This is a genomic window from Cohnella sp. GCM10027633 (assembly GCF_042675445.1).
Taxonomy (GTDB): domain Bacteria; phylum Bacillota; class Bacilli; order Paenibacillales; family Paenibacillaceae; genus Cohnella.
Genome location: NZ_JBHTGV010000017.1, coordinates 13449 through 37894, shown reverse-complemented (window position 1 = coordinate 37894; position 24446 = coordinate 13449). Strand labels below are relative to the sequence as shown.

Sequence of the window (24446 nt, the reverse complement as noted above, 5' to 3'; positions counted from 1 at the left end):
GGCGGAGGAGGTGAAGGAACGTGGCGAAGAAGAAGGATTTTTTCGATAAGCCGTTAGCTCAGAACAAGAAGGCGTCCCACGATTACTTCATCGAGGAAGCCATCGAGGCGGGCATGGTACTCACGGGCACGGAGATCAAGTCGCTCCGCAATGGGCGTTCCAACATGAGCGACGCGTTCGCGACGATCCGCAACGGGGAAGCGTTCATCCATAACTTCCACATCAGTCCGTTCGAGCAGGGCAACCGGCACAATCCGGACGACCCCACTCGCGCGCGCAAGCTCCTGCTGCACAAGTCGCAGATCAAGAAGCTGCTCGGCACCGTGAAGCAGGAAGGGTATACGCTCGTGCCTCTCAAGGTGTACATCAAGAACGGCTACGCGAAGCTTCTCATCGGCGTCGGCCGAGGGAAGAAGCAGTACGACAAGCGCGAGACCGCGGCGAAACGGGACGTGCAGCGCGATATCCAGCGCATTCTTCGGGAGAAGCAGAAGGTCAGCTTCCCGAAGTAAGCGGTTATGGATATGGCACCGATGGTACGTAACGGTATCGTTGGCAGTAAGACTTCGAGCAATACCGCTTCAAGCGTGCTATAATGAACAAGTAACGAATCGCAAGTCGCTTTACGGTTACCTTGACGGGTAACCTTAACAGGAAGTCCCATCGCTGAGACGATGCGGGCGTTCCGCTATCCGGGGCCGTTTATGGATTCGACGGGGATAGTTCGAGCACGGTAAGCGGGTAGCAGGGCTGTGGCTGCTTCAACAACGCGGAAAGCCTATTAAACGGCAAACAACAACAACCTCTGGCTTTGGCCGCCTAAGAAACGGTCTCCAGGCTTCTACTCTCCATCGCCCATGTGGCGGGATAGGGGCTCAACTTTAGTGGGATACGCCGTCTAGTCTCCGCCTGGGGCTAGCTGAAGAAGACAATCAGGCTGACCCAACGAGAAGCCGGTTCCGGGGCGTCTCTCGGGTGACATCAAATCCGTAGCTACACCCGTAGAAAGCTGTGTGTCGTTGTCTTCGGACAGGGGTTCGACTCCCCTCGGCTCCACCATAAAAACTCTGACCGCATGAGGTCAGAGTTTTTTTGTTATGGTGGAATTGCCGAGGGGCGTCGATAGACCCCGAATCCGAAAGAGGACATTGGGTTCGATCGCGCGGAAGACTGCGACGCAGTCTGAGCACGCAATTCTATTCTACCTCTAAGCAAGTCATCGTCGAGTAATCTTCGGAGCCACTTCAATCAAGAATGGAATACTCCCACGGCGGCGCCACCATAGAACAGCGACACAAGCACCGCCATGAAATGAGGCGGTGCGTTTGGGGAGCAAATGTGGAGCAAAAAGGGGGTCGCCCCGATCCGAAGGAGGATAGGGGGTTCGATCGCGCGGAAGACTGCAACGCAGTCTGAGCACGCAATTCTATTCTACCGCTAAGCAAGTCATCGTCGAGTAATCTTCGTCAGCCACTTCAATCAAGAATGGAATACTCCCCCGGCGGCGCCACCATAGAACAGCGACACAAGCACCGCCATGAAATGAGGCGGTGCGTTTGGGGAGCAAATGTGGAGCAAAAATGGTGAGTCGCCCCGATCCGACCGCGCACAGGGAGCGAAGCGGACGAGCACGGCATCTAATTCTACCGCTAAGGTTGTCATCGTCGAATTATCTTCGAAAGCAAGTTAATAAGGAATTGGCATAAAGAGGACATTGGGTTCGATCGCGCGGAAGACTGCAACGCAGTCTGAGCACGCAATTCTATTCTACCGCTAAGCAAGTCATCGTCGAGTAATCTTCGTTAGCCACTTCAATCAAGAATGGAATACTCCCCCGGCGGCGCCACCATAGGACAGCGACACAAGCACCGCCATGAAATGAGGCGGTGCGTTTGGGGAGCAAATGGTTTTGTTCCGCCCCCCAACGCACTCCGAGCAAGCAATCCCATCTTGCTCAGAACAAAGACTAATCCTCGTCATCCTCGCCGCTATTCCTATAAATATAAATCTTCGTGCGATACATATCGCCGCAAGTCACTACACGTTCCGCCTCCCACCCCGGCATCGCGAAGCATATGCTCATTACCATAGCCCCGGGCGGCAACTGGTTGCGCAATATCCCGCTTAAACGCTTCATCGCGCCGGGATACAAATAACAGACGACGAGGTCCGCTTTCCGATAATCATATAAGTATAAGCTTCTGCGGACATAGCTTATCCGACCTCTGGCAAGAAGCCTTGCCGCGAGTAAGGGAACCGGCGAATTCTCGATACCGATGACTCGCTTTTCGGGGAATCGCCCGAGAATGGCCTGACATAGCGTTCCCCAGCCGGAGCCGGCGTCCACGATCGTTTGCGCTTCCGGATTACGGCTCAACTCTTGAACGACGGCTCGCCGCACCGCAGCCGAGGTAGGCATCGGCGATATTCCGTTACGCCAGCTGGCATAGACGATCGAGATCATGGCTACCGAAACCAGTCCGATCGTGCATAGGGTGAAATAGGTTGCGTAGGGGATAGGCCGAATCCTCCTTCTGCGATCTGAGAGACATGATTCATTATACACTCTGTTCGATGTAAAGCCGACAATCGCATGTCTTCGACGAAAACTTTAAGATATAAGTCTCTATACATTCGCCGTTTAATGTGTTAAATTATACCTAATATTAACGATCGGACACGGAAGCACCGTGCGCGCGAAGTAATCTTCGCATGCACGGTGCTTTTTATTGTCCGCTAAACCGCGGGAGGCTAATTATGTATCCAAAAGTAGGAAGTCCTAAGAAGGTCACGATGAAGTGGTTGGACAAGGCATTCGCGCCGCTGAGGGACTATTTGCACGAGCATCATCCGGATAGCGAGAAGGAGATCATGAGTTGGATGACGTACAAAGGGAACTTTGACGATCTATACCTCTACGAGAACAGATTGACTCAAGGATTAATTGAATTCGATCGTACGGGGAAAGTCGTTCATTGCGACGCCAATGTCATGGACTATGAATACGAGCTCGGCTACGAGCGGATTCCGGTGGAAACGGACTTTATTCATCCCAACGTGGATCAATGGATCAGCCGTAAGGTGAGCGCGAAGAAGGCGGATATTTTCCGCGAAGAGTTGAGGTTGTTTCTGCAGCACGTGTGGGGACCGATGGCGAATTTCGATTTCCGCGACTTGAAGGTGGGCTATCCGCTTCAAGGCAGAGGATCGAGCTATTGCTTATATGTGTACCCGTCAAAATTCAACAAGATGATCGCCTTTCAATTCGTCGGAGACGAGATCGTAGAGAAAAATTGCAGTCTGCGGGAGTATCAAAAATATGAGAGAAGCGAACGGGAATTCATGTATCAAGGCTGGCATCTAGCCACGCTCATTCGCGAGCATTTGGCGTTCGAGCCGGATCTAACCACTACGCGGGAAGTGCTCAAAAAGGGAATGGAGTGGGCCGACTTGCGAATCGATGAGGACACGGAATTTGTCCTTACAGCGGAAGCGATCCGAATGATAGAGCAGCTAGAGAAAGAAGAGTCGGAGAAAGTTTAGAATCGTTACTTAGATGGCGCTGTTCTAACGCCCACCCTATCGAATACGCATGAAGAGATGCCATTCTCAAGATGTATCGATAAGGTGGGAGACCGTTATGCAAATTCATACCATACAATCCGGCCAATCGCTGTACCAGCTGTCGCAGACGTATGGAGTTCCCGTCGAAACCATAGCGGAAGCGAATGAAATTTCGCCGTCGAAGTCGCTGGTCGTGGGGCAAACGTTAGTGATTCCGATCGTCGGCTCGTATTATTGGGTACGTCCCGGAGATACGTTAACCGGCATTGCCAGTACACAGGGCACGACCGCGCAACGGCTGGCGGAAGTCAATCGAATCCCGATCGGCGGGGCTTTGACTCCGGGGACAAGATTGTACATTCCGCCGCGAGAGCGACGGCCGGCGGAGATTAACGCGTACGTCGAGCCGCGGGGGAACAGCGTGGCGCCGGCGCTGCTCGAGGCGTCTCGCGAGGCGGCGCCGAGCTTGACGTATCTCGCTCCGTTCAGCTTCCAGATCAATCGGGACGGGACGCTGAAGCCCCCGCCGATCGGCGGTCTTGGTGAGATTGCGCGTCAGCATGGAGCGGTGCTGATGATGGTCGTCACGAACCTGGAGAACGGCCAGTTCAGCGCGGAGCTCGGGCAAGTCGTCCTGAACGACGAGCAGGTGCAGAATCGGCTGCTGGACACGGTCATTCGGACGGCGAAGGAATCGGGATTCCGCGATATTCATTTCGACATCGAGCATCTTCGTCCGGCGGATCGCGAGGCTTACAACCGCTTTCTCCGCAAAGCCGCCGATCGCATCCACGGGGAAGGGCTGTTGATCTCGACGGCGCTCGCACCGAAGACGAGCGCGACGCAGGCAGGGGAATGGTACACGGCGCACGATTATCATAAGCACGGACAGATCGTGGACTTCGTCGTCATCATGACGTACGAATGGGGCTACAGCGGAGGGCCCCCCATGCCGGTATCCCCGATCGGGCCCGTGCGACAGGTGCTCGAGTATGCGCTGACGGAGATGCCGGGATCGAAAATCATGATGGGCCAGAATCTATACGGTTACGATTGGACGCTTCCGTTCGTGCAGGGTGGCGCGTACGCCAAGGCAGTCAGTCCGCAGCAGGCGATCGATATCGCTCGCGAACATAACGCCGAGATTCTCTACGATGCGAAGGCGCAGGCGCCGCATTACAACTATTGGGACGATAAAGGCAAGGAGCATGTCGTCTGGTTCGAGGACGCGCGCTCGATTCAAGCGAAGTTCGATCTGTTGAAGGAGCTGGGATTGCGAGGCATCAGCTATTGGAAGCTGGGGCTCAGCTTCCCGCAGAACTGGCTGCTCATCGACGAGAATTTTCGCGTGGTCAAGAAGTAGCGACTTGGACGGCCATCCGTGGGCGTTCTCGGCCGCATGAATGCGCAAAGGCACTTCCTATTCGGGAAGTGCCTTAGGAGGCCAACGCTTCGTTCGTAATCTTCTCGATATCGATGGGAGACCGAGAGCCTTCGCTTACTAAGTCCGGCAAGATATTATCCAGAAAATACGCCACGCAATGAAGCTTGATTTGCTTGATTTTGATCAGGGCGTTGCGGTACATGACGATAAATTCCTTTTCCGTATTTCCTCGTTGGAGCTCCGCGAAGGCCTCGTAAATTTGGTCCATTTTATCGGCGACTTCCAAGATTTGTCCTTCCACCGAGTCGTCTTTGCCTTCGCGTAGCTGTCTGCGGAAAATGCGCTTGAATTCCTCGGGAATATGCTCGTCGATGAAGTGTTCGACCATGCCTTCTTCTACTTTTTGCAGCATGGCCCGGAGCTCCAGCGAATAGTGCTTCACGGGCGTCTTGATATCCCCGATGAAGATTTCGCCGTAATCATGGCTGCTCGTGATTCCGTACAGCTTCTTCCAATCCACGACGACTCCGTTGCTCTCTTCGATATCGGCCAAAGTCTTCGCGTATTGGACGACCTTCCATGAATGGGCCGATACGCTGTGCTCCTGAAACTTGAATTTACCCGGGCAGCGAATGATTCGTTCTAGATCGGTCAGCGATTGAAAATACGTATGGATGCCCATTTCGCGGATTCCTTTCTGTGATGAAGGATGGGATGGTTGCTACGTATAGTATAGATTCGTTTTGTTAATGGACGATTAACTCGGCAGAGGAAATCGGTCCCTGCCCCGCCTGCAACACTCTGGCCGCTTAAGGTTTAGAGTTTTTTATTTTGAAGTCGGATTGCCTTTTTCCACGGAAATCATATACCCTATTAACAAATACCGCCGAACGATTGCGACAAGGAGGCATGGGCAACATGAGGTTACGCTATCGGGCCCCGTCGCCGAGATCGCTCAAGGGAAGGCTTGCGTTGATTCTGACAATCGCGACCGTCGTTCCCCTGTTGCTGACGGGCTATGTCTCCTATCGCTGGATTTACATCGTTCAAACGGAGAAAATCCAACAGGACTGGGAGGACAGAACGCGACTCGAGCGGGACGAACTCGACCGCAAGCTGGACGAGCTGGCTAGAGTGTCGCAATTGCTCGACGTCGAGGGAGGCATCGGCCGCGACGTCGTCCAGTTCATCGGAAGCGGAACGCCTTACGAACGTTCGGTGTTGTATCGGAACATCACGCAATCGATGGCGAACGTCAATTTCTCGAACCCGAATCTCGGGGTTCTGTTATTCTATGCGCCGGAGTTGGAGGAGAAGGTGCTCTTCCCGAACACCGGCGCCAAATTCGATTTTCGGCCGGAGACGATGAACGCGTTCTACAAGCAGAAGTCGTTCGTCTACTTCGGGCCGTTGCCGTCCTTGGACGGCAAGGAACTCGTATTCGCGCTGTTGCGCAAGCTGGAATACGGCAACGGAACGCCGCTGTACGCCTACATCGAGACGAAGACGGTCGGTCTTGACGCAATGTTCGCCGACGCGGGCGAGCGCGGTAACGGTTCCAAGGACTCCGTCTACCATGTGCTGACGAATCCGGACGGAACGGTGGCCTTCAGCAATCTCGCGGGAATGGCACCGGGAACGGCCTATAAGATCCCGGCCGGAGCCTACAAGTCCTTCGAAGCGACGGGAGACCACGGCTGGACGATCCGGCAACTCATTCCGATCGCCGACTACGACCGCGAGATGAACAAGTGGCTGGTTCAATTCGTTCTGCTTGCTTCTTTGTCCTTGGCCGTCGGCATCGGACTTGCTTGGCTGATCTGGCGAATGGTGTATCGGCCGATCCGCATCATCAACCGGGAGATTACGAGGTTCGCCCACCAACGTCCGATATCCGCCGCGCCTTCGACGGGACTGACGGAGTTCGACAGGATTCTGGGCAACTTCGGAGAGATGAGCCTGCGAATATCGGAGCTGATCACGGACGTCGAGGAGAACGAGAAGCGCAGGGGACAGCTCGAGGTGGAGAAACTGCTCGTGCAGATCAACCCGCATTTTTTGCACAATACGTTGAACACGATCCAGTGGCTTGCCCGCATGCAGGGCCAGGCGAACATCGCGAAGCTGGTCTCGATTTTCACCCGGGTGCTGCATTATAATCTCGGGAAGAAGAATATTATCGTCACCGTCAGGGAGGAAGTCGATACGGTGCGCGATTATATCGAGCTGCAGAACATCCGGTACGATCATTCCTTTAACGTGTCCTTGCAGGCGGATCCGGATACGCTGGACGTTCCCATTCCGCGCTTCATTCTCCAGCCTCTTGTCGAGAACGCGCTGTATCACGGCTTCGAAGACGACGAGAAGGGGTTCATCGAAGTATCGATTAGACGCGAGAAGGACGGAATATCGCTTCGCGTTCGGGATAACGGACGAGGGATGCCGGAAGAGAAGCTGCGGGAGCTGTTCGAAGAGGACGCGGAACGTCCGCGGGGGTCCGGTCTTGGCATCGGGCTCAGATACGTGAATAAAATGCTGGCGGTACATTACCGGGAGAAAGCGGAGCTGAGCGTGCAGAGCGAGTCCGGACGGGGCACGACGATCTCGATCAGGCTTCCGGACGTCTTGGAAGGAGCGGACAACGATGATCAAGGCGCTGATCGTGGATGACGAAAGCTTGGTGCGCAAAGGGTTAAGGCTCCTGTTCCCGTGGGACAAGCACGGGATCGAGATCGTCGGGGAGACGGCGACCGGAGAGAAGGCGATGCAATTCATCCGCGCCCAACCGGTTCAACTTCTCATGACCGATATTACGATGCCGGGCATGTCCGGCATCGAGCTCGTGCGTCAAGCGCTCGATTACGACCCGTCGATGAAGGCCGTCATCCTGACCTGCCATCAGGACTTCGATTACGTGCAAGAGGCGCTAAGGCTCGGAGCGATCGACTATATCGTGAAGACGCAGTTGGAAGAGCTCGATCTCGACCGGACGCTGGAGCGCATCGTTCGGGCGGTCCGGCGGGACGAAGCCGGTCGGCAAGATCTGAGGAAGAACCAGTCTTCCGACCCTTCGATCGTCGGAGAAGCGGCCGCCGGTATTTCTTGGCTAGCGGACGATGCCCGTTATGCGGTGCTGGCCGAGGCGGTATCGGCTTGCGGGGAGGGCGGCGCGGCGGATGGGTTGGATGCCGTTCTCCGGAAGGCGCTGAAGAGCTGGACGAGAAGCTTGCCCGCATTCGATTGGGCGGCGATCGGCGATCCGCCGTCCGGGGCGGGAGCGGCGGATCGCTGGCTGCAAGGCATACGCGAAGCCGCGGGCGTCTGGCTGCGGCGCCCGGGCTATTCCGAGGACGTGCTTGCGGCGATCCTGCGGGCGGCGGACCGGATCGCGGAACGTCCCGGCGGCGCGCAGAAGCAGGAGGAGATCAGCGCGGCGGTCAACTTGAGCAAGAGCTACTTCAGCAAGAGCTTCCGCGATATTACGCGGATGACGTTCGTCCATTACCAGCAAGCGATGAGCGTCTATACGGCGCGCGATCTGCTGGAGACGACGAACCATCCCGTCTATTGGATCGCGGAGCAGTGCGGATTTATCGATCAGAGGCACTTCAGCAAGCTGTTCAAGGAGCAAACCGGCCTGCTGCCGAGCGATTACAGACAGCGGCATTTGGGACGCGAATGAGAAGAAGCGCGGGCGATTATCGCGCAGGGAAGACCGTCGGGACATCGTTCTTGGCGGTTTTTTTGCGTTAGAGGTGGGTTTTGGTCTCCGTTAAGGAGATAGAGATGACCGGGGAAGCGATAGCGGAAGATAATAGGCGCAGCATCTCGCGATGGCTCTCGCTCACGATCGGGCGACCGGGCTTGTTATACTGGACTTGCATCGGAATCGACACTGAAGATAAGGGGTTGTTCGGCACGATGAAACAGAAAAAAGGAATGGCAATCTTGCTGTCTTCCATCATGGTAATGACATTGGCGGCATGCTCGGGGAATAACGGAGACAACGGCAACAACGTTAGCCAGCCGACCGGTTCGGCCGGAGCAAGCGGCGGCGCGAGCGCTTCCGCGGAAGCGCCCGCCGATCCTCTCGGCGCGTACGCGCCGCCGATCGAAGTGACGGCGGTCCGGCCGATCACGGAGGGAACGAAGTTCGCCGAAGGAGACGCCATCGACAACAACGTCTGGTCTCGCGCTTACGAGAGCGAGCTGGGCATTAAAGTGAAATACGACTGGACGACGCCGGCCGGGCAGTACGACCAGAAGCTGAACATTTCCATCGCCTCCAACGATCTGCCCGACATCACTCCCGTCAACGCTGCGCAATTGAAGCGGCTCATCGAAGACGACCAGGTCGAGGACTTGACGTCGCTGTACGACCAATACGGATCGGAGCTTACGAAGAAGATCCTGTCCGAAGACGGAGGCAACGCGCTCAAGTCCGCGACGTTCGGCGGGAAGCTGTACGGCTTGCCGGGCATGAGCTCCGGTCTTGGTCAAACCCACGTGCTGTGGGTGAGGACGGACTGGCTGAAGAAGCTCGGCCTGTCCGAGCCGAAGACGATCGACGAAGTCGCGAACACGGCAAAAGCGTTCGTGACGGGCGATCCGGACGGCAACGGCAAGCCGGATACGTACGGGCTCGGCATCAGCAAAGATATCTTCGGCTTCTACGCCGGGATGGACGGATTCTTCAACGGCTTCCATGCTTATCCGAACGCTTGGGTGAAGGACGCCTCCGGCAAGCTGGCCTACGGAAGCATTCAACCGGAGGCGAAGAGCGCGTTGCAGAAGCTGCAGGAGATGTACAAGGACGGGCTGCTCGACAAGGAATTCGGCACGAAGGACGCGTCCAAAGTGAACGAATCCGCCAATGCCGGCAAGCTGGGCCTGTTCTACGGCTACTTCTGGAACGTCGGTTGGCTGCAGGACGGCAAGAACGCGAACCCGGACATGGAATGGAAACCGATCGCGTTGCCGTCCGTCGACGCGACTCCGGCCAAAGCGCAAGTTCCGTTCGCGATCAGCACGTACTATGTCGTGAAGAAGGGCGCGAAGAATCCGGAAGCGGCGATCAAGCTGTTGAACTTCGACCTCGAGAAGATGTGGGGAGCGACGGCAGAGCCCGAAGTCTATAACGTCAACAAGGAAGGCATCGCCACATTCGGTTATGCGCTGCTCTACGGGGAAGCGCCTCGCAAGAACCTCGATGCTTATCTCGACGTAACGAACGCGTTGGCATCGAACGACGCATCCGCGCTGAATCCGGAAGAGAAAGGCTACTACGACAACATCGTCGCCTACCGGGCTGGAGACAACAAGCTCTGGGGCAACGAGTTGATGTACGGTCCGGAAGGTTCCCTGTCCGTGATCGACGGCTACTCGAAGGGCGGCAACCTCGTGAACGACGCCTACTTCGGAGCTCCGACGCAAGGCATGACGGACAACAACGCGACGTTGCAGAAGCTGCAGCTCGAGACGTTCACCCGCATCATCATGGGCGGCTCGATCGAAGATTTCGATAAGTTCGCGAAGCAGTGGAACGATCTCGGCGGCAAGATCATTTCGGACGAAGTGAACGAATGGCAGGCGGCCCAATAAGGGAATCGCGCTTGTTCGCAAGGAAAAGGCGGTGTTGACATGAAGCGCAGAACGATAAGGGAACTGCCTTTCCACTTGATGATCCTGCCCGGTTTTCTGCTCGTGCTCGTCTATAGCTACGTTCCGATGGCGGGAATCGTCATGGCATTCGAGAAGCTGTCGCCGACCAAGGGGATGTTCCTGTCTCCTTGGGTCGGCTGGCAGAACTTCGAGTACATGCTCCGTCTTCCCGGCATCGGGCGCGTCCTGTGGAATACCTTGTTCATCGCGGGAATGAAAATGACGATGGGCATCGTCGTGCCGGTAACCTTCGCGCTGCTGCTCAACGAAGCCCGTAATCGGTATTTCAAGCGCAGCGTGCAGACGATTATCTATTTCCCGCACTTCTTGTCTTGGATCATTCTAAGCGGCATTCTGATCGATATCTTATCTCCGTCCACGGGCATCGTGAACGAGGCGCTCGGCGCGCTCGGCATACCGCCGACATACTTCCTGGGCGACTCCCGCTGGTTCCCGTTCACGCTTGTTATATCGGATACCTGGAAGGAGTTCGGGTACGGCACGATCGTCTATTTGGCGGCATTGGCCGGCATCAATCCCGCTCTCTACGAAGCCGCCGCGATGGATGGAGCGGGTAGGCTCCGCCAGACGTGGAACGTGACGCTCCCGAGCTTGCTTCCGATGATTATGCTGATGTCGATCTTAAGCTTGGGCAACGTGCTGAACGCCGGGTTCGACCAAGTGTTCAACCTGTACAGCGCGCAAGTGTACAGCACGGGAGACATCATCGACACGCTAGTCTATCGCATCGGGGTAGAGAACGCGAATTACGGCGTCGCGACGGCGGTCGGACTGTTCAAGTCGGTCGTATCTTTCGTCATGGTCAGCGTATCGTACCTGCTGGCTTACCGGCTGACGAACTACCGGATTTTCTAGCGGAAAGCGGGGTGGCTATCATGAATTACGCAACCGGAGGCAGACGGATCTTCGTCGCTTGCAACTACTTGTTCCTCGCCGTCGTCGCCGCGGCCTGCTTGTTCCCGCTGATTAACGTGCTGGCGATCTCGTTTAGCTCCAGCTCGGCGGTCGGAGCGGGCATGGTCAAGCTGTGGCCGGTCGAATTCACGCTGAAGTCCTACGAGTTCGTCATCGGGAAGCCGGAATTCTCCAGAGCTTTTCTCGTCTCCCTCGAACGGGTCGCGGTCGGCGTTCCGCTGAACATGCTGCTCACGATTCTCGTCGCTTATCCGTTGTCGAGAGACCGCAAGGACTTTCGGTTTCGCAACGCGTACGCCTGGTACTTCGTCGTGACGATTCTGTTCAGCGGAGGCTTGATCCCCTGGTTCATGACGATCAAGGCAACCGGCATCATCGATACGTTCTGGGCGCTCATCCTGCCGGGAGCCGTTCCGGTGTTCAACGTGATCCTTCTGCTTAACTTCTTCAAGTCGCTGCCGGAAGAGATCGAAGAAGCCGCCTTGATCGACGGAGCCGGCCGATGGCAAGCGTTATGGAGAATCGCGGTTCCGCTGTCGGCTCCGGCCGTCGCGACGCTGACGCTGTTCTGCATCGTTACCCATTGGAACTCTTGGTTCGAGGGGCTCATGCTTATGAACAGTCCGGAACATTATCCGCTGCAGAGCTATCTTCAGACCGTCATCGTCAATCGCGATATGACGCTGATGACGGCCGCGGACGTGGCGCGATGGTCGGAGATCAACGATCGGACGTCCAAAGCGGCCCAAGTGTTCGTGGCGATGGTTCCCGTCCTGTTGGTGTATCCGTTCCTGCAGAAGTATTTTGCCGAGGGGATCGTCATGGGAAGCGTCAAAGGATAGGCGGGCGATACCGCGCAGCGCGTAAGGCGCGAACCATCGGTTCTCATTCTAATCATCTTGAATAACGCATTTCCGAAGGAGCAGTGAACCACGATGTTGAAAATCGCATTCATAGGCGCCGGAAGCACGATCTTCGCCAAGAACGTGCTCGGCGACTGCATGATGACCCCGGCGCTTGCCGAAGCCCATATCGCCTTGCACGATATCGACCTGAAGCGCCTCGGCGAATCCGAGAAAATGCTGCAGACGCTCAACAAGAACAACGGCGGCAAAGCGACGATCAAAGCGTACGCGGACCGGAGAGAGGCGCTGCGGGGAGCGACTTACGTCGTGAACGCGATCACGGCCGGCGCTTTCGAGCCTTGGATTCGGCAGGACCATGAGCTTCCCCGCAAATACGGGATCAAGCAGACTTACGCGGATACGCTCGGCGTCGGCGGCCTGTTCCGGGGGCTGAGAACGGTAGGGGCCATGTTCGATTTCGCCAAGGACATCGAGGAGCTGTGCCCGGACGCTTGGTTCCTGAATTATACGAATCCGATGGCGATTCTGACGGGAGCAATGCTGCGGGGAACCGGCGTGAAGACGGTCGGCTTATGCCACAGCGTGCAGGTGTGCGCGAAGGAGCTGCTCGAAGGGCTCGGCATGAGCGCTGATGATGTTCGTTGGAAAATCGCCGGCATCAACCATCAGGCATGGCTGCTCGAGATCACCCGCCGCGGCGTCGATCTGTATCCGGAGATCAAACGGCGCGCGGCGGCTCGTCCCGTCCCGCACGACGATATGGTCCGCTACGAGATCATGAATACGTTCGGCCATTACGTGACCGAATCGAGCATGCACGGCGCGGAGTACGTCCCGTACTTCCTCAAGAACGCTTATCCGGAGCTGCTTACGCAGTATAACATCCCGACGGAGAATTATAAGGGATGGGGCAACAGCAACGACGAATATTGGGGTAAGGTCATGAACGAGCTGGTGAACAACGAGAGCTTGACCCACGTCCGGACGCACGAGTACGCTTCGTACATTATGGAAGCGATGGAGACGAACGTGCCGTACAAGATCGCGGGCAACGTGCTCAATACGGGCGGACTCATCTCCAACCTGCCGGAGGAAGCGTGCGTGGAAGTCAGCTGCGTCGTCGACGCGGAAGGCGTGACGCCGACCAGGTTCGGAGCGTTGCCTGAGCAATTGGCCGGCTTGAACCGGACGAACATCAACATGCAGCTGCTCGCCGTGGAAGCGGCGCTGACGCGCAAGAAGGAACCGATCTATTACGCGGCGCTGCTCGATCCGCACACGTCCGCGGAGCTGCCGATCGATCGGATCAAGGCGCTCGTCGACGACATGTTCGAAGCCAACGCGGAGTGGTTGAAGGATTACAAGTAACGGAATGCAACCGGACACGGAAACACCGTGCGCGCGAAGCGAACTTCGCATGCACGGTGTTTTTGGTCGTCCGCTGTAGTACCGAAACGAAAGCTCGGTCGGACTTCGGAAGATGCCGTAGTTCGCATCCGTTTGGCCCCATTGGCATTAGCTATTGAAGACGAGGTGTGATACAATGAGTTTATCGGGATCGTGACTGAATTCACATAGCGTAGAGGGTTATTCTTTCAGCGAGTAACCTTGTACGATATGTGAATTTTTTATTTCTCGTCGAATAAGAACGTCATGTAAGACGGCTAAGTGACCCCAGGCCGAGAATGTCGTGATACTGTAAACAACAACTTAAAGCTCCGAACGATACATCGTTTGGGGCATTTTTTATCGCTTCAACTATTTTAAGGAGAGAAGAGGGATGCTCGATTGTATTATTCTCGAAAAAGACCGCAGGAAGATCTCCCCCAAGAGTTAACCGCCATATGGTCATGCGCGCAAGAAGGCTGTGTCGGATGGATGAGAGATAATTTCGTTTTCTCCATCGTTCCCGTATGCTCCCAATGCCAATCCGAAATGGTCAAAGGCGAAAGAATGCTGGCTGTGGTTATCAATACTAGCCCTCTCCAGATTAAGCATTAATTCGAAATTCCCGCTAACGCAAAAAACGAATAGCCCTCCCCGTCCCGCGGCACCCTAAGCGCAAAGGAGTGCCGCCCTCATGACAACTACAGTTATGTCTTCCGTTCCCACAAAATCCAGAGGGGAGTTCGTTCCGGAATTAGCTTACTTCGAACCGGACGCGCTTCATTACCCTAAGGGCGAACGCATCTTCGAATGGGTGAAGAGCCAGGGCATCCCATATCGGATGACGACGTCCCACAACCGAATTACGAATCTGCCGGGCGATTCCGAGCTGGAGCAATACAAGATCGCGAAGCGAACGCTCGTCGTCGGCATCCGGAAGACGCTGAAGTTCGACACGTCGAAGCCGTCCGCGGAATATGCCATCCCTCTGGCCACGGGATGCATGGGACATTGCCATTATTGTTATCTCCAAACGACGTTAGGGGCCAAGCCTTATATCCGAGTCTACGTGAACACCGACGATATTCTCGAGCAAGCGAAGAAGTATATCGAAGAACGGGCTCCCGAAATTACGCGCTTCGAGGCCGCTTGTACGTCGGATCCCGTAGGAATCGAACACATCTCCGGCACGTTGAAGGAATATATCGAATTCATGGGCAGGGAACCCCTCGGCCGTCTCCGGTTCGTGACCAAGTTCCATCATGTGGACTCGCTGTTGGACGCGAAGCATAACGGACATACCCGGTTCCGGTTCAGCGTGAACGCCGATTACGTCATCAAGAACTTCGAGCCCGCTACCTCCAGCTTCGCCGACCGGATCGAAGCGGCGGGCAAAGTAGCGAAGGCAGGATACCCGCTCGGGTTTATCGTCGCTCCGATTATTTGGTACGACGGTTGGGAGCAAGGGTACGGCGAGCTGTTCGATAAGCTTGCCGACACGCTTCCGTCGGAGGCAACCCGGGATTTGACGTTCGAGCTTATTCAACATCGGTTCACGAAGACGGCGAAGACGATTATCGAGCGAAGATATCCGAAGTCGAAGCTGGAGATGGACGAAGCGAAGCGTCAATATAAGTGGGGGCGCTGGGGGCAAGGGAAGTACGTCTACCCTAAGGATCAGGCGGAGACGCTGAGGGAGTATATCACGGAGCGGATATTCGAGAAGTTTCCCGAGGCGAAGATCGAATATTTTACGTAGCTAAAAACCACTACCGAACGGGGGTAGTGGTTTTTGACGTTTATTGCGTGGTTGTCCTGCAATGCTGTTCGATCTTCGTCGCAAGTTCCTTGAAGGAATAAACATGGTTCACCATATCCACGGTAAAATCTTCAGCGGCTTTCGAATCCATGATGAAGTCATAACCGTTATACTTTAGAAAGACGACTAGCGAGACGAATGCCGTCCGTTTGTTCGCATTTTGAAACGGATGATTCTGTCCGAGCGATTCGAACAGCGCAACGGCTTTCTCGAATAACGAGGGATAGGCATCTTCCGCAAAGGCGGATGATTGGGGGCGATTGACGGCCGATTCAAGCATTCCCCCGTCTTTGACGCCAATGATTTCGCCGGGACTGTATTTCTGAATGAGAGCGACGTTAATCGCAATAACCTCTTGAACGGTGAGGTGCCGAATGAGTGGCATGTTAGCGATCCTTCAGTCCCTTAATCGTCTCATCGTACTGCTCGATGACTTGCGAGAGAGTATCCATGAAATCATGGCTGATTCCCGAAGGCAAAGTCACTTTCTTCGCCTTCTTAATGACGATTTCGTCATTATTGCCCCTTACGTCGATGGTGACGATGTCGCCTGCATCGAGTCCAATCTGTCGCAATGCTTCAGACATGGTGAGACCAAGACTGTTTCCGAATTTGGTTACTTTGCGTTCCATCTCATTCACCTTGTTCATAGGAATTCACTCCTTACCATCGTATTCAACTGTTATAACAATTATACAAGAAAATAGAAGCGGAGGAAATCGAATGACAGATCGCGATTACTCCGTCTGGGAGCGTGACCACGCATGACGAACTTACGCGAAGAGACCGAACTCTTATTATCCATATTCGATAGACTCGTCGAGATCCCGCCGGCGGAGCGGGAATACTTCCGAACGTTGGTCGATAGAAGAAGCGTGCCGGCACAGAGCCACTTCGCCCGCGCCGGGGAACCGACGGCGGATATCGGCTTCTGCTTGAGCGGGCTTTTCCGCCTTTACTATACGACGCCCGACGGCACCGATTATAACAAAAACTTCTGCGGGCAGAACGAATTCGTGGCCTCGTACAGCTCCTTGCTCATGGGGGAGCCTTCGTACTTCTCGATCCAGGCGCTTATGGACAGCGAACTGCTCGTCGTCCGGTTTCGGGATTTCGAGGCGCTGTTCGACCGGCACGCCTGCTGGGGGAAGCTCGGACGCTTAATCGCCCAGCATATGTTCGTCAGTAAGGAAAGGCGCGAACGGGAGCTGCTAATGTTGTCCGCGGAGGAACGGTACCGGCAATTCCTCGGGAGATACAAGCACCTCGAGAACAAGGTCCCTCAGTACCATATCGCTTCGTATCTCGGAATTACGCCCGTCGCGCTGAGCCGAATTCGAGGCAGATTAACCTAGGTTAATGATAATCTCCTCCAGTCGTTCTAGAGTAGAAGGACGAAGGGGGAGATGGTCATGAGACCGACGGGACATAAGGTGCTCATTACGGGGGGCGCCGCGGGAATTGGACTGGCGTTGACGGAACGGTTCGTTCGCGAGGGTAATCAGGTGATCGTCGTAGGGCGAGATCAGAATAAGTTGGATGCGGCGAGAGCGAAATTCCCTGGCATCGCCGCATACGTCTGCGACTTGCGTTCGGAAGAGGAGACGGATCGGCTTGCGTCCAAGCTTAGCGAAGAGCATCCTGACCTAAGCGTGATCGTCAACAACGCGGGCATGCAATACTTGGACTCTTTCCTCGATCAGCGGGACGAGAAGATCGGCGAGCGGATCTCCGAAGAGATCGGCCTCAATCTGATGTCGCCGATCCGGTTGACGGCTAAGCTTCTGCCCTTGCTCGCGACTCGGGAGGAAGCCGCCATCGTTAACGTAACGTCCGGGCTCGCCATCTCGCCGAAGAAGAGCGCGCCTGTATATTGCGCGACGAAGGGGGGACTTCGAATTTTCACGCAAGCGTTGAGATACCAGTTGGAAGAGACGAACGTGCGAGTATTCGAGATCGTTCCTCCGCTCGTGGACACCGACATGACGCGGGGAAGAGGCAACGGGAGGAAGACTTCGCCCGGCGAGCTCGCGGACGAGTTCTGGCAGGCGTACAAGCGGGATAAGTTCGAGGCGGCGATCGGCAAGGTCAAGCTGCTGAAAATCTTGAAACGTCTCGTCCCCTCCGTGGCTGACGGGATACTGAAGAACGGGTGAAACCAAGCAGGCAACGCCGGAAGAACGCCGACCGATCGAGGTTGGCGTTCTTTCATTGGGAGCGCGATATTGGATACCAGATTGTCGATCCCGTCTACATACACCTCGAGCGCCCGTGCTTATAATGTGAGCTATAGTATAGCCTGATCATTATAATCGTCGAGGAGAATCGTGCGATGGGGGCGTCTGAAGCGAAGAAGAGGGATTATCGGCTCTCGGGGCCGGAGAACGTCAGGGCGCAGGAGCGCGGATTGGCGTCCGCCGAATGGTACGCGAGTCCGATCCCGCGCAAGCGCATGAAAGAGCTGATGAAGCGGAAGAACGGTCCCGCCATTCGCGACACGGCGATCTGGCTCGTCCTGCTCGCGGCTTCCGGTTATGCGGCATACTTGTCGTGGGGCACGTGGTGGGCGATTCCCGCTTTTTTCGTATACGGCATACTGTACTGCTCCCCCGGGGATTCTCGATGGCATGAATGCGGGCACGGCACGGCCTTCAAGACGCCGTGGATGAACGAAGCCGTCTATCAATTCGCTTCCTTCCTGGTGCTGCGACCCGCAACGCCATGGCGATGGAGCCACGCCCGCCACCATACCGACACGTATATCGTCGGCCGCGACCCGGAGATTTCGCAGCCGAGGCCGCCCGTGTGGCGCAAAATCTTAATGGAAATCTTCCATCTGTACGCCGGACCGAGGGACATCAAGCGAATGCTCATGCACGCGGTCGGCATCATACACAAAGAAGAGAGAGACTATATTCCGCCATCCGAGTACCGCAAGACGTTCTGGGAATCCCGCGTCTACGTATTGATCTTCGCTTCGGTCATCGCGGCCTGCGTCTATACGTCAAGTATCTTGCCCGCGATGTTCGTCGTGCTGCCTTCGTTCTACGGAGCCGTGCTCATGCTGACGTTCGGGCTGTGCCAGCACCTCGGCCTGCACGAGGACGTCGTCGATCACCGGCTGAACGCGAGAACGATCTACATGAACCCGGTGTTCCGGTTCCTCTACTGGAACATGAACTATCATATCGAACACCATATGTTCCCGATGGTTCCCTATCACGCGCTTCCTCAGTTGCACAAGGAGATGCAAGGGGACTGCCCGGCGCCAAGCCCGAGTACGTGGTCGGCCGTCAAGGACGTCGTCCGGGCACTGCTCAAACAGAAGCACGATCCGACTTACGTGATCGACAGACAATTACCGCCGACCGCGCAACCCTATCGGTACAAACCGGAACCTATGACCCCGACCGGAGGAACGGAATATGCAGCAGCGATGGATTGAAGTATGCGGAGCGGACGAGATCGAAGAAGAGGACGTCATTCGGTTCGACCACGGCGAGCTTTCTCTCGCGGTCTATCGTTCGGCAGACGGAGAATACTATGCGACGGACGGCTTCTGCACGCACGAGAGGGTCCATCTGTCCGGCGGTCTCGTCATGGGGAATCTCATCGAATGCCCGAAGCATAACGGGCGGTTCGACTATACGACGGGCGAAGCGAAGAAGCGGCCGGCATGCAATGCGCTTCAGACGTACTCCGTCAAAGTAGAGAACGGGATGATATACGTTACAATCGGGTAACTCCGTTACAAGCCCAACATCGGAAGATGCTTGCGGCTATGGTAAGCAAGCGACGACGAGATGCACTGACGCAGCTCGTCTACCGGAATGTCTTCGTTCTCGGCGAATACGATTGCCCGATTGCCTTCATAGCTGAACGTATCGCCGTACCGTTCCTTAAAGGTTTCGACGAGCTTCGTTTTGCAGTTGAAGTACATGGCGAACTGACTTGGGTTTGATTGTTTCCAAGCGATTCGGATCGTGCTTCCGCGTGCGGAGACGTAGCTGGGTTCACCCCATTTGAGCGTCTCCTCCGGGGGAGGCATGCAGCCCATCTCCGAAGCGGTGTCCAGAATCAATCGGCGTAGGAATAATAGCTTATTACGAATAGGTGCCGGGGACCTTTGGAACACAGCCGCCACTTTGTCGTCGATCGTATTTACTTCGCTCATTCCTTTCCTTGAGCCGGATTCGGACGCTTAGCGAATCGCGATATAGATTTCCGCTTGGCCGTCGTTCGGATCGATATCCGGGCCGTAATATTCGAAATCGCCCGTGAACGCCCGATCGTTGCCGGGCAGTCGCGACCATTGCCATATATCGGCCCAAGCGCGTTGCACCTTCTCGATAACCGGTCCGCGCTCCGTGACGAATACCGCGTATTTAGCGGCGGGGACGGTGAACGCCGAGACGGAGTCGGGATATCGATCTCGCGCGGCTTCCCTCACGCGCAAGCCGACCAATACTTCGTAATGCCCGGCATCGCCTCGCTCATAGTTGTAATAACAATTGTATTGGCCGTCCTGCTGGCGATGGTCGGCGAGAAGATCTCCGATTCCGCGGGCGAAAAATTGTTCGAACAGCGTAACGATGCGGCCATTGCCGCTTAGTTCGGCAGCATTCGTCGTAACGGCGCTCAGTCCGGCCAGGGTGAAGGAAGGGAGCACCTCGATGCGTGCCGGTTCGATGCGTAGGTTCATCACTAATCATTCTCCTTGTCGTTGAATGAGCTTAGCGTAGCGCATCTAACTTGACAACTCTCTGTCAGGTTGCGGGAACATTACGATATAAATTCGCGACTTGTTCCGCGCGACTCGCGATGATCTCGCGCAGACGGGGAGGCTCGAGCACCTCCGCGTGGTGGCCCAAGCCGAGAATGAACCGGTATAACCATTCATCTTCGGGGTATGTCTTCCTCACCAGCCAACTGCCGTCATCCTGGGGAATAAGCTCCTCGATGCCGACCCATTCCTCGGCGATATGGCGGGCCGGAGCATGAAAGCGAAGTGCGAACGCGATCATCTTGGACGAATCGGAATCGGAGGCGCTCTGCTTATCGGCAGGCTCATGCGGGGGGAGCTCTCTGCGAAGGAATCGCCCGTCCGAGATGTTCACTTCCTTCATTCTCTTGAGCTTGAAGAGCCGGAATTGTTTTTTCGCTAGACAATAGGCTTGCAAGTACCATTGTTTTCCCTTGAGAATGAGCATGTGAGGCTCAACGGTTCGATTCGATACGATGCCTTCCGCATTGGAGTAGACGAACTCCGCTATGCGGCAGCGATCTATCGCTTCCTTCAAATGCCCCAGCTTAGGTCTTAACCGCTCATTACCGTCCCAAGGCGACAAGTCGATCAGGACGCGATTGGCCATATCTTGGAACTGTTCGGCGTATTCGGGCGGAACTACGCTGTTGATTTTCTCCAATAGCCGCGAATTCGGCTCGGAGCCATAGGAGGTCGAGATGCTGCGCAAAGCGGTGGCGATGGCGGCGAGCTCCTCGCTCGTCATCACGTTGCGATCCAAGCGATAGCCTTCCGTCAGCCCGATGCCTCCGTTCGTTCCCTGATAGGTGACGATGGGAATTCCCGCGACGTTAATGGCGTCGATATCCCGGTATATCGTCCGCACGGACACCTCGAAGTGTTCCGCGAGCTCCTTGGCCTGCATCCTTCGGCGGTTCAGCAGCAGAATAATGATGGATAATAGCCGCTCCAGCTTCATCGTATGTCCCCCCTCCCTCATTCGAATTCACATCGGCTTGGCTCATTTCCACGCTTACCGTCCTCACCGCCCCAGCAGCTTCCTCGCGTATTGCTTCGGCGTGCAGCCCGTATACCGCTTGAACAGCTCGTAGAAGTGGGCCATGTTCTCGATGCCGACCTCGGCGGCGATGTCGGTAATGACATCCGTCTTCGTGATCAGCAGCTGCTCGGCTCTGCGGATGCGCTGCCGGTTGACGTAGGAGGTGAACGATACGCCGACGCACTTCTTGAAGTACTTGGAGAAGTAGGAGTAGCTCATGCCGGCGATGCGGCTTGCTTGCTCCATATCGAGACGCTGCAGATGGCTGCCGACGTAATCCAATACCGGCTGGATCGCCGCGGCGTCCACGAATTCGTACGGCTGGAGCAGCTCGCGATCGTCGTTCCGAAGAAGCGTCAGCAATAGACGCTTCATATGCATGCTGATGGCGATCTCGTAGCCCTTCGGCTTGTTCATCATCTCGCGGTGCGCGTCGACGATGACTTGTCCGATCTCCCGTCTGACCTCCGCGTTGTCGATCAACATATAGTTTAATTCTTCGAGGGGGCTTACGATCTCCGAGAAGTGCCTGGCGTACATCATCGTCGCGTCGTCGAAGTAAGGCTTCAAATCCACGTGCAGCACGATGTAGACGAGCGGTTCGGCATCGACCTTGTTGCTGAGATGCAACTGCGAGGATCCGATCAGCACGACGTCGCCCGGGGAGAGGACGTAAGCGTTGTTAGGGGTGCGGATGTCGAGCCGGCCCTCTAGCACGACGATCAACTCGACTTCCGGATGAAAGTGCCAGCGTCGCGTGGGCGGATAGACCGTCCTGTCGTCCGCGAATTGCCACACCTTCATGCATAGACGATCGTTCTGATAATGAATCGGCTCTTGAAAAGTGTCCATCGGATCGATCACCTGTCAGCCCGCAAAGGCGAATATGGATACAAATAAGTTAAAACTCGTCATTCCGGCAGTCGAACCGTATCGGTACGATAGCCATATCAAGTATACAATACCGGAAAGGGCGAGTGAGTGATGAAAGTGGCGGTAGTCGGCTGCGGAGGAATGGGGCAGTGGCATGCGATGAGCTACGCGAGGATGCCGGGCGTGACCTTGGTCGGCGTATGCGATTCGGAATTCGAATTGGCGAAGGAAGCCGCGGGCAAAACGAATACGACGGCATACCGTTCGTTCGAGGAGATGGCGGCATCGGTGCCGTTCGACGTCGTCAGCATCGCGGTGCCTTCGTATCTGCATCGGGAGCTTGTCGCGCAAGCGGCCGCGGCGGGGAAGCATGTCATCTGCGAGAAGCCGATCGCGCTTCGGCAAGAGGATGCCGAAGCGATGATCCGTTGCTGCGAGGATAACGGCGTGCGTCTGTTCGTCGGGCATGTCGTACGCTTCTTCCCCGAATTCGCGCAGATCAAGCGGCAGATCGACGAAGGGGTCATCGGCAAGGTCGGCGTAGCCCACGCGAGACGCGTGGGCGGCCATCCCGGAGACGTGAAGCCATGGTTCAAGGAGGCGGACAGAAGCGGCGGCGTTATCGTCGACCTGATGGTGCACGATATCGACTTCATGCGGTGGGCGCTCGGCGAGGTGAAGACGGTATATGCGATGGGCCGAACCGACGATCGCATGGATTACGCGCTCGCGACGCTCGTATTCGAGAGCGGAGCGGTCGCGAACTTGGAGGCGTTCTGGGGTTATCCGGGCTCGTTCCGCTATTCGGCGGAGTTCGCGGGATCCAAAGGGCTGGTCAGCACGGACAGCATGAAGGCGCAGTCGTTGCAAATTCGCCGGACGGCGGAAGCGGACAGCGGCGGCAAAGTCGTCGAAATCCCGCAAAGCCCGGGCTTCGCCGATCCGTACGAGCTCGAGCTGGCGCACTTCCTAAGCTGCATCGCGAGCGGCGCCGAGCCGATCGTAACGGCTCGCGACGCGTGCAAGGCGCTCGAGATCGCCGAAGCCGCGCGCGAATCGATTCGGACGGGCCAAGTCGTCGCGCTGCAATAGCGCGAATTACGATCGGAGGAGGCAGCACCCATGACAACGTTGAAGGTAGGCATGATCAGCTTCGCGCATGGACATGCGTATAGCTATTTCGAAAGCTTGAACCGAATGCCGGAAGTGAGCGTCGTCGGCATCGCCGACGAAGAGGCGGGGCGCGTCCGCGACCTCGCGGAACGACATGGCATTCCTTATTACGCGGATTACGCGGAGCTGCTCGCCCAAGACGTGGACGCGGTCGTCGTCTGCTCGGAGAACGCGCATCACGCTCGGCTCGTCATCGATGCGGCTCGGGCGAAGAAGCACGTCCTGTGCGAGAAGCCGCTAGGAATATCGGTAGACGAGATGGAGCGCATGATCGCGGCATGCAGGGAGAACGGCGTTCAGCTCATGACGGCATTCCCTTGCCGTTACCTGGCCGCCGTCGTTCGCGCCAAAGAAGCGATCGACCGGGGCGAGATCGGCGACATCGTCGCGATCAAGGGAACGAATCACGGAAGCAACCCGGGCGGCTGGTTCGTCGATCCGGCCTTGTCGGGCGGCGGGGCGCTGCTCGATCATACGGTGCACGTGATGGATCTGATGCATTGGATCGTGCAAGCGAACGTCTCGGAAGTGTATGCGTACGCGGCAACTCTGTTCAAGGAAGAGCTCGCCGTCGACGACGCCGGCATGCTGCACGTGAAGTTCGACAACGGCGTCTTCGCCGTTCTGGATACGAGCTGGTCGCGTCCGCGCTCCTATCCGACATGGGGCGACGTGACGATGGAGATCGTGGGCACGCGAGGCGTCATCTCCGTCGACGGCTTCGCGCAGAAGAACGAGCTGTATAGCGACGATACGGGCAAAGGCGTGCATTCCTTCTGGGGCGACGACATGGATCGCTACTTGATTCGGGATTTCGTGACCGCGCTGCTGCAAGGCAAGGCGGTGCCGATTACCGGGGAAGACGGCTTGCGCGCGGCGCAGGTGGCGCTCGTCGCCTACGAATCGAACAAGCTGGGGCAGCCTGTTAGCTTATAGAGAATCCGTTTGACAACGCCGACCGCGAGGTCGGTGTTTTTTTG

24 protein-coding genes and 1 other RNA gene are annotated in these 24446 nt (G+C 56.3%); 18 read left to right on the top strand and 7 right to left on the bottom strand.

Annotation, left to right across the window (positions count from 1 at the left end):
- Positions 1 to 20: 20 nt before the first annotated feature.
- The 4 genes from smpB to ACFQZG_RS24740 all read left to right on the top strand — a co-directional run bounded on the left by smpB (position 21) and on the right by ACFQZG_RS24740 (position 4927).
- Entirely contained in the window at positions 21 to 512 is a 492-nt protein-coding gene (smpB, locus tag ACFQZG_RS24755; RefSeq protein ID WP_378157436.1) for an SsrA-binding protein SmpB, read from the top strand.
- Between the two features lie 182 nt (positions 513 to 694).
- Positions 695 to 1059, top strand: a transfer-messenger RNA (tmRNA) gene (gene ssrA, locus ACFQZG_RS24750).
- Positions 1060 to 2757: 1698 nt separating this feature from the next.
- The gene (locus ACFQZG_RS24745) at positions 2758 to 3543 is read left to right on the top strand and encodes a hypothetical protein (RefSeq protein ID WP_378157435.1); all 786 of its coding nucleotides are present in this window, start codon (positions 2758 to 2760) and stop codon (positions 3541 to 3543) included.
- Between the two features lie 97 nt (positions 3544 to 3640).
- On the top strand, positions 3641 to 4927 hold the full coding sequence (locus ACFQZG_RS24740; protein ID WP_378157434.1) for a LysM peptidoglycan-binding domain-containing protein: 1287 nt from the start codon (positions 3641 to 3643) through the stop codon (positions 4925 to 4927).
- A 73-nt stretch (positions 4928 to 5000) separates the two neighbouring features.
- On the opposite strand, the gene ACFQZG_RS24735 is transcribed toward ACFQZG_RS24740, so the two are convergent.
- Positions 5001 to 5630 carry a YfbR-like 5'-deoxynucleotidase gene (locus tag ACFQZG_RS24735; protein ID WP_378157433.1) on the bottom strand — a complete coding sequence of 210 codons (630 nt, stop codon included), beginning with the start codon at positions 5628 to 5630 and terminating at the stop codon, positions 5001 to 5003.
- A gap of 236 nt (positions 5631 to 5866) precedes the next feature.
- On the opposite strand from ACFQZG_RS24735, the gene ACFQZG_RS24730 reads away from it, so the two are divergent.
- The 8 genes from ACFQZG_RS24730 to splB all read left to right on the top strand — a co-directional run bounded on the left by ACFQZG_RS24730 (position 5867) and on the right by splB (position 15556).
- Positions 5867 to 7618, top strand: coding sequence for a sensor histidine kinase (locus tag ACFQZG_RS24730; protein ID WP_378157432.1), 1752 nt, complete (start codon positions 5867 to 5869; stop codon positions 7616 to 7618).
- Entirely contained in the window at positions 7593 to 8630 is a 1038-nt protein-coding gene (locus ACFQZG_RS24725; protein ID WP_378157431.1) for a response regulator transcription factor, read from the top strand. The genes ACFQZG_RS24730 and ACFQZG_RS24725 overlap by 26 nt, the downstream gene beginning before the upstream one ends.
- A gap of 239 nt (positions 8631 to 8869) precedes the next feature.
- Complete coding sequence (locus tag ACFQZG_RS24720) at positions 8870 to 10549, top strand: extracellular solute-binding protein (protein WP_378157430.1); 1680 nt, start codon at positions 8870 to 8872, stop codon at positions 10547 to 10549.
- A 39-nt stretch (positions 10550 to 10588) separates the two neighbouring features.
- A complete protein-coding gene (locus tag ACFQZG_RS24715) occupies positions 10589 to 11485 on the top strand; it encodes an ABC transporter permease (protein ID WP_378157429.1) in 897 nt (298 codons plus the stop codon).
- Between the two features lie 20 nt (positions 11486 to 11505).
- Positions 11506 to 12387, top strand: coding sequence for a carbohydrate ABC transporter permease (locus tag ACFQZG_RS24710; protein ID WP_378157428.1), 882 nt, complete (start codon positions 11506 to 11508; stop codon positions 12385 to 12387).
- A 93-nt stretch (positions 12388 to 12480) separates the two neighbouring features.
- Positions 12481 to 13779, top strand: coding sequence for an alpha-glucosidase/alpha-galactosidase (gene melA / locus ACFQZG_RS24705; RefSeq protein ID WP_378157427.1), 1299 nt, complete (start codon positions 12481 to 12483; stop codon positions 13777 to 13779).
- A 420-nt stretch (positions 13780 to 14199) separates the two neighbouring features.
- Positions 14200 to 14412, top strand: a complete 213-nt coding sequence (locus tag ACFQZG_RS24700; protein WP_378157426.1) for a cold-shock protein — start codon at positions 14200 to 14202, stop codon at positions 14410 to 14412.
- A 79-nt stretch (positions 14413 to 14491) separates the two neighbouring features.
- Positions 14492 to 15556 carry a spore photoproduct lyase gene (gene splB / locus ACFQZG_RS24695; RefSeq protein WP_378157425.1) on the top strand — a complete coding sequence of 355 codons (1065 nt, stop codon included), beginning with the start codon at positions 14492 to 14494 and terminating at the stop codon, positions 15554 to 15556.
- A 40-nt stretch (positions 15557 to 15596) separates the two neighbouring features.
- On the opposite strand, the gene ACFQZG_RS24690 is transcribed toward splB, so the two are convergent.
- Positions 15597 to 16001, bottom strand: coding sequence for a type II toxin-antitoxin system death-on-curing family toxin (locus tag ACFQZG_RS24690; protein ID WP_378157424.1), 405 nt, complete (start codon positions 15999 to 16001; stop codon positions 15597 to 15599).
- Position 16002: 1 nt separating this feature from the next.
- Entirely contained in the window at positions 16003 to 16266 is a 264-nt protein-coding gene (locus ACFQZG_RS24685; protein ID WP_378157423.1) for an AbrB/MazE/SpoVT family DNA-binding domain-containing protein, read from the bottom strand.
- A 114-nt stretch (positions 16267 to 16380) separates the two neighbouring features.
- Here ACFQZG_RS24685 and ACFQZG_RS24680 point away from each other — a divergent pair, with 114 nt between their 5' ends.
- The 4 genes from ACFQZG_RS24680 (at position 16381) to ACFQZG_RS24665 (ending at position 19359) form a co-directional block, all read left to right on the top strand.
- Positions 16381 to 16971: a Crp/Fnr family transcriptional regulator gene (locus ACFQZG_RS24680; RefSeq protein WP_378157422.1), complete on the top strand. Its 591-nt coding sequence runs from the start codon at positions 16381 to 16383 to the stop codon at positions 16969 to 16971.
- A gap of 57 nt (positions 16972 to 17028) precedes the next feature.
- The gene (locus tag ACFQZG_RS24675; RefSeq protein WP_378157421.1) at positions 17029 to 17772 is read left to right on the top strand and encodes an SDR family oxidoreductase; all 744 of its coding nucleotides are present in this window, start codon (positions 17029 to 17031) and stop codon (positions 17770 to 17772) included.
- A 176-nt stretch (positions 17773 to 17948) separates the two neighbouring features.
- Complete coding sequence (locus ACFQZG_RS24670) at positions 17949 to 19061, top strand: fatty acid desaturase family protein (RefSeq protein ID WP_378157420.1); 1113 nt, start codon at positions 17949 to 17951, stop codon at positions 19059 to 19061.
- Positions 19042 to 19359 (top strand): MocE family 2Fe-2S type ferredoxin, encoded by a 318-nt coding sequence (locus tag ACFQZG_RS24665; protein ID WP_378157419.1) that lies wholly within the window; start codon positions 19042 to 19044, stop codon positions 19357 to 19359. The genes ACFQZG_RS24670 and ACFQZG_RS24665 overlap by 20 nt, the downstream gene beginning before the upstream one ends.
- A 5-nt stretch (positions 19360 to 19364) precedes the next feature.
- Here ACFQZG_RS24665 and ACFQZG_RS24660 read toward each other — a convergent pair whose 3' ends face one another.
- From ACFQZG_RS24660 to ACFQZG_RS24645, 4 genes are all read right to left on the bottom strand, one after another.
- Entirely contained in the window at positions 19365 to 19790 is a 426-nt protein-coding gene (locus tag ACFQZG_RS24660; RefSeq protein ID WP_378157418.1) for a DUF1801 domain-containing protein, read from the bottom strand.
- Between the two features lie 27 nt (positions 19791 to 19817).
- Positions 19818 to 20318, bottom strand: a complete 501-nt coding sequence (locus ACFQZG_RS24655; RefSeq protein WP_378157417.1) for a GyrI-like domain-containing protein — start codon at positions 20316 to 20318, stop codon at positions 19818 to 19820.
- A gap of 64 nt (positions 20319 to 20382) precedes the next feature.
- Positions 20383 to 21339 (bottom strand): helix-turn-helix transcriptional regulator, encoded by a 957-nt coding sequence (locus tag ACFQZG_RS24650; RefSeq protein WP_378157416.1) that lies wholly within the window; start codon positions 21337 to 21339, stop codon positions 20383 to 20385.
- A gap of 63 nt (positions 21340 to 21402) precedes the next feature.
- Positions 21403 to 22272, bottom strand: a complete 870-nt coding sequence (locus tag ACFQZG_RS24645) for a helix-turn-helix domain-containing protein (protein WP_378157415.1) — start codon at positions 22270 to 22272, stop codon at positions 21403 to 21405.
- Between the two features lie 132 nt (positions 22273 to 22404).
- Between ACFQZG_RS24645 and ACFQZG_RS24640 the strand changes: the two genes are divergently transcribed.
- Together ACFQZG_RS24640 and ACFQZG_RS24635 are read left to right on the top strand one after the other, a co-directional pair.
- Entirely contained in the window at positions 22405 to 23385 is a 981-nt protein-coding gene (locus tag ACFQZG_RS24640; RefSeq protein ID WP_378157414.1) for a Gfo/Idh/MocA family protein, read from the top strand.
- A gap of 30 nt (positions 23386 to 23415) precedes the next feature.
- Complete coding sequence (locus ACFQZG_RS24635; protein ID WP_378157413.1) at positions 23416 to 24402, top strand: Gfo/Idh/MocA family protein; 987 nt, start codon at positions 23416 to 23418, stop codon at positions 24400 to 24402.
- The last annotated feature ends 44 nt before the right edge of the window (positions 24403 to 24446 follow it).

Coding starts and splice junctions, on each gene's coding strand:
- ACFQZG_RS24745 (WP_378157435.1), top strand. CDS start 2,758: ATGTATCCAAAAGTAGGAAGTCCTAAGAAGGTCACGATGAAGTGGTTG.
- ACFQZG_RS24740 (WP_378157434.1), top strand. CDS start 3,641: ATGCAAATTCATACCATACAATCCGGCCAATCGCTGTACCAGCTGTCG.
- ACFQZG_RS24735 (WP_378157433.1), bottom strand. CDS start 5,630: ATGGGCATCCATACGTATTTTCAATCGCTGACCGATCTAGAACGAATC.
- ACFQZG_RS24730 (WP_378157432.1), top strand. CDS start 5,867: ATGAGGTTACGCTATCGGGCCCCGTCGCCGAGATCGCTCAAGGGAAGG.
- ACFQZG_RS24725 (WP_378157431.1), top strand. CDS start 7,593: ATGATCAAGGCGCTGATCGTGGATGACGAAAGCTTGGTGCGCAAAGGG.
- ACFQZG_RS24720 (WP_378157430.1), top strand. CDS start 8,870: ATGAAACAGAAAAAAGGAATGGCAATCTTGCTGTCTTCCATCATGGTA.
- ACFQZG_RS24715 (WP_378157429.1), top strand. CDS start 10,589: ATGAAGCGCAGAACGATAAGGGAACTGCCTTTCCACTTGATGATCCTG.
- ACFQZG_RS24710 (WP_378157428.1), top strand. CDS start 11,506: ATGAATTACGCAACCGGAGGCAGACGGATCTTCGTCGCTTGCAACTAC.
- melA (WP_378157427.1), top strand. CDS start 12,481: ATGTTGAAAATCGCATTCATAGGCGCCGGAAGCACGATCTTCGCCAAG.
- splB (WP_378157425.1), top strand. CDS start 14,492: ATGACAACTACAGTTATGTCTTCCGTTCCCACAAAATCCAGAGGGGAG.
- ACFQZG_RS24690 (WP_378157424.1), bottom strand. CDS start 16,001: ATGCCACTCATTCGGCACCTCACCGTTCAAGAGGTTATTGCGATTAAC.
- ACFQZG_RS24685 (WP_378157423.1), bottom strand. CDS start 16,266: ATGAACAAGGTGAATGAGATGGAACGCAAAGTAACCAAATTCGGAAAC.
- ACFQZG_RS24680 (WP_378157422.1), top strand. CDS start 16,381: ATGACGAACTTACGCGAAGAGACCGAACTCTTATTATCCATATTCGAT.
- ACFQZG_RS24675 (WP_378157421.1), top strand. CDS start 17,029: ATGAGACCGACGGGACATAAGGTGCTCATTACGGGGGGCGCCGCGGGA.
- ACFQZG_RS24670 (WP_378157420.1), top strand. CDS start 17,949: ATGGGGGCGTCTGAAGCGAAGAAGAGGGATTATCGGCTCTCGGGGCCG.
- ACFQZG_RS24665 (WP_378157419.1), top strand. CDS start 19,042: ATGCAGCAGCGATGGATTGAAGTATGCGGAGCGGACGAGATCGAAGAA.
- ACFQZG_RS24660 (WP_378157418.1), bottom strand. CDS start 19,790: ATGAGCGAAGTAAATACGATCGACGACAAAGTGGCGGCTGTGTTCCAA.
- ACFQZG_RS24655 (WP_378157417.1), bottom strand. CDS start 20,318: ATGAACCTACGCATCGAACCGGCACGCATCGAGGTGCTCCCTTCCTTC.
- ACFQZG_RS24650 (WP_378157416.1), bottom strand. CDS start 21,339: ATGAAGCTGGAGCGGCTATTATCCATCATTATTCTGCTGCTGAACCGC.
- ACFQZG_RS24645 (WP_378157415.1), bottom strand. CDS start 22,272: ATGGACACTTTTCAAGAGCCGATTCATTATCAGAACGATCGTCTATGC.
- ACFQZG_RS24640 (WP_378157414.1), top strand. CDS start 22,405: ATGAAAGTGGCGGTAGTCGGCTGCGGAGGAATGGGGCAGTGGCATGCG.
- ACFQZG_RS24635 (WP_378157413.1), top strand. CDS start 23,416: ATGACAACGTTGAAGGTAGGCATGATCAGCTTCGCGCATGGACATGCG.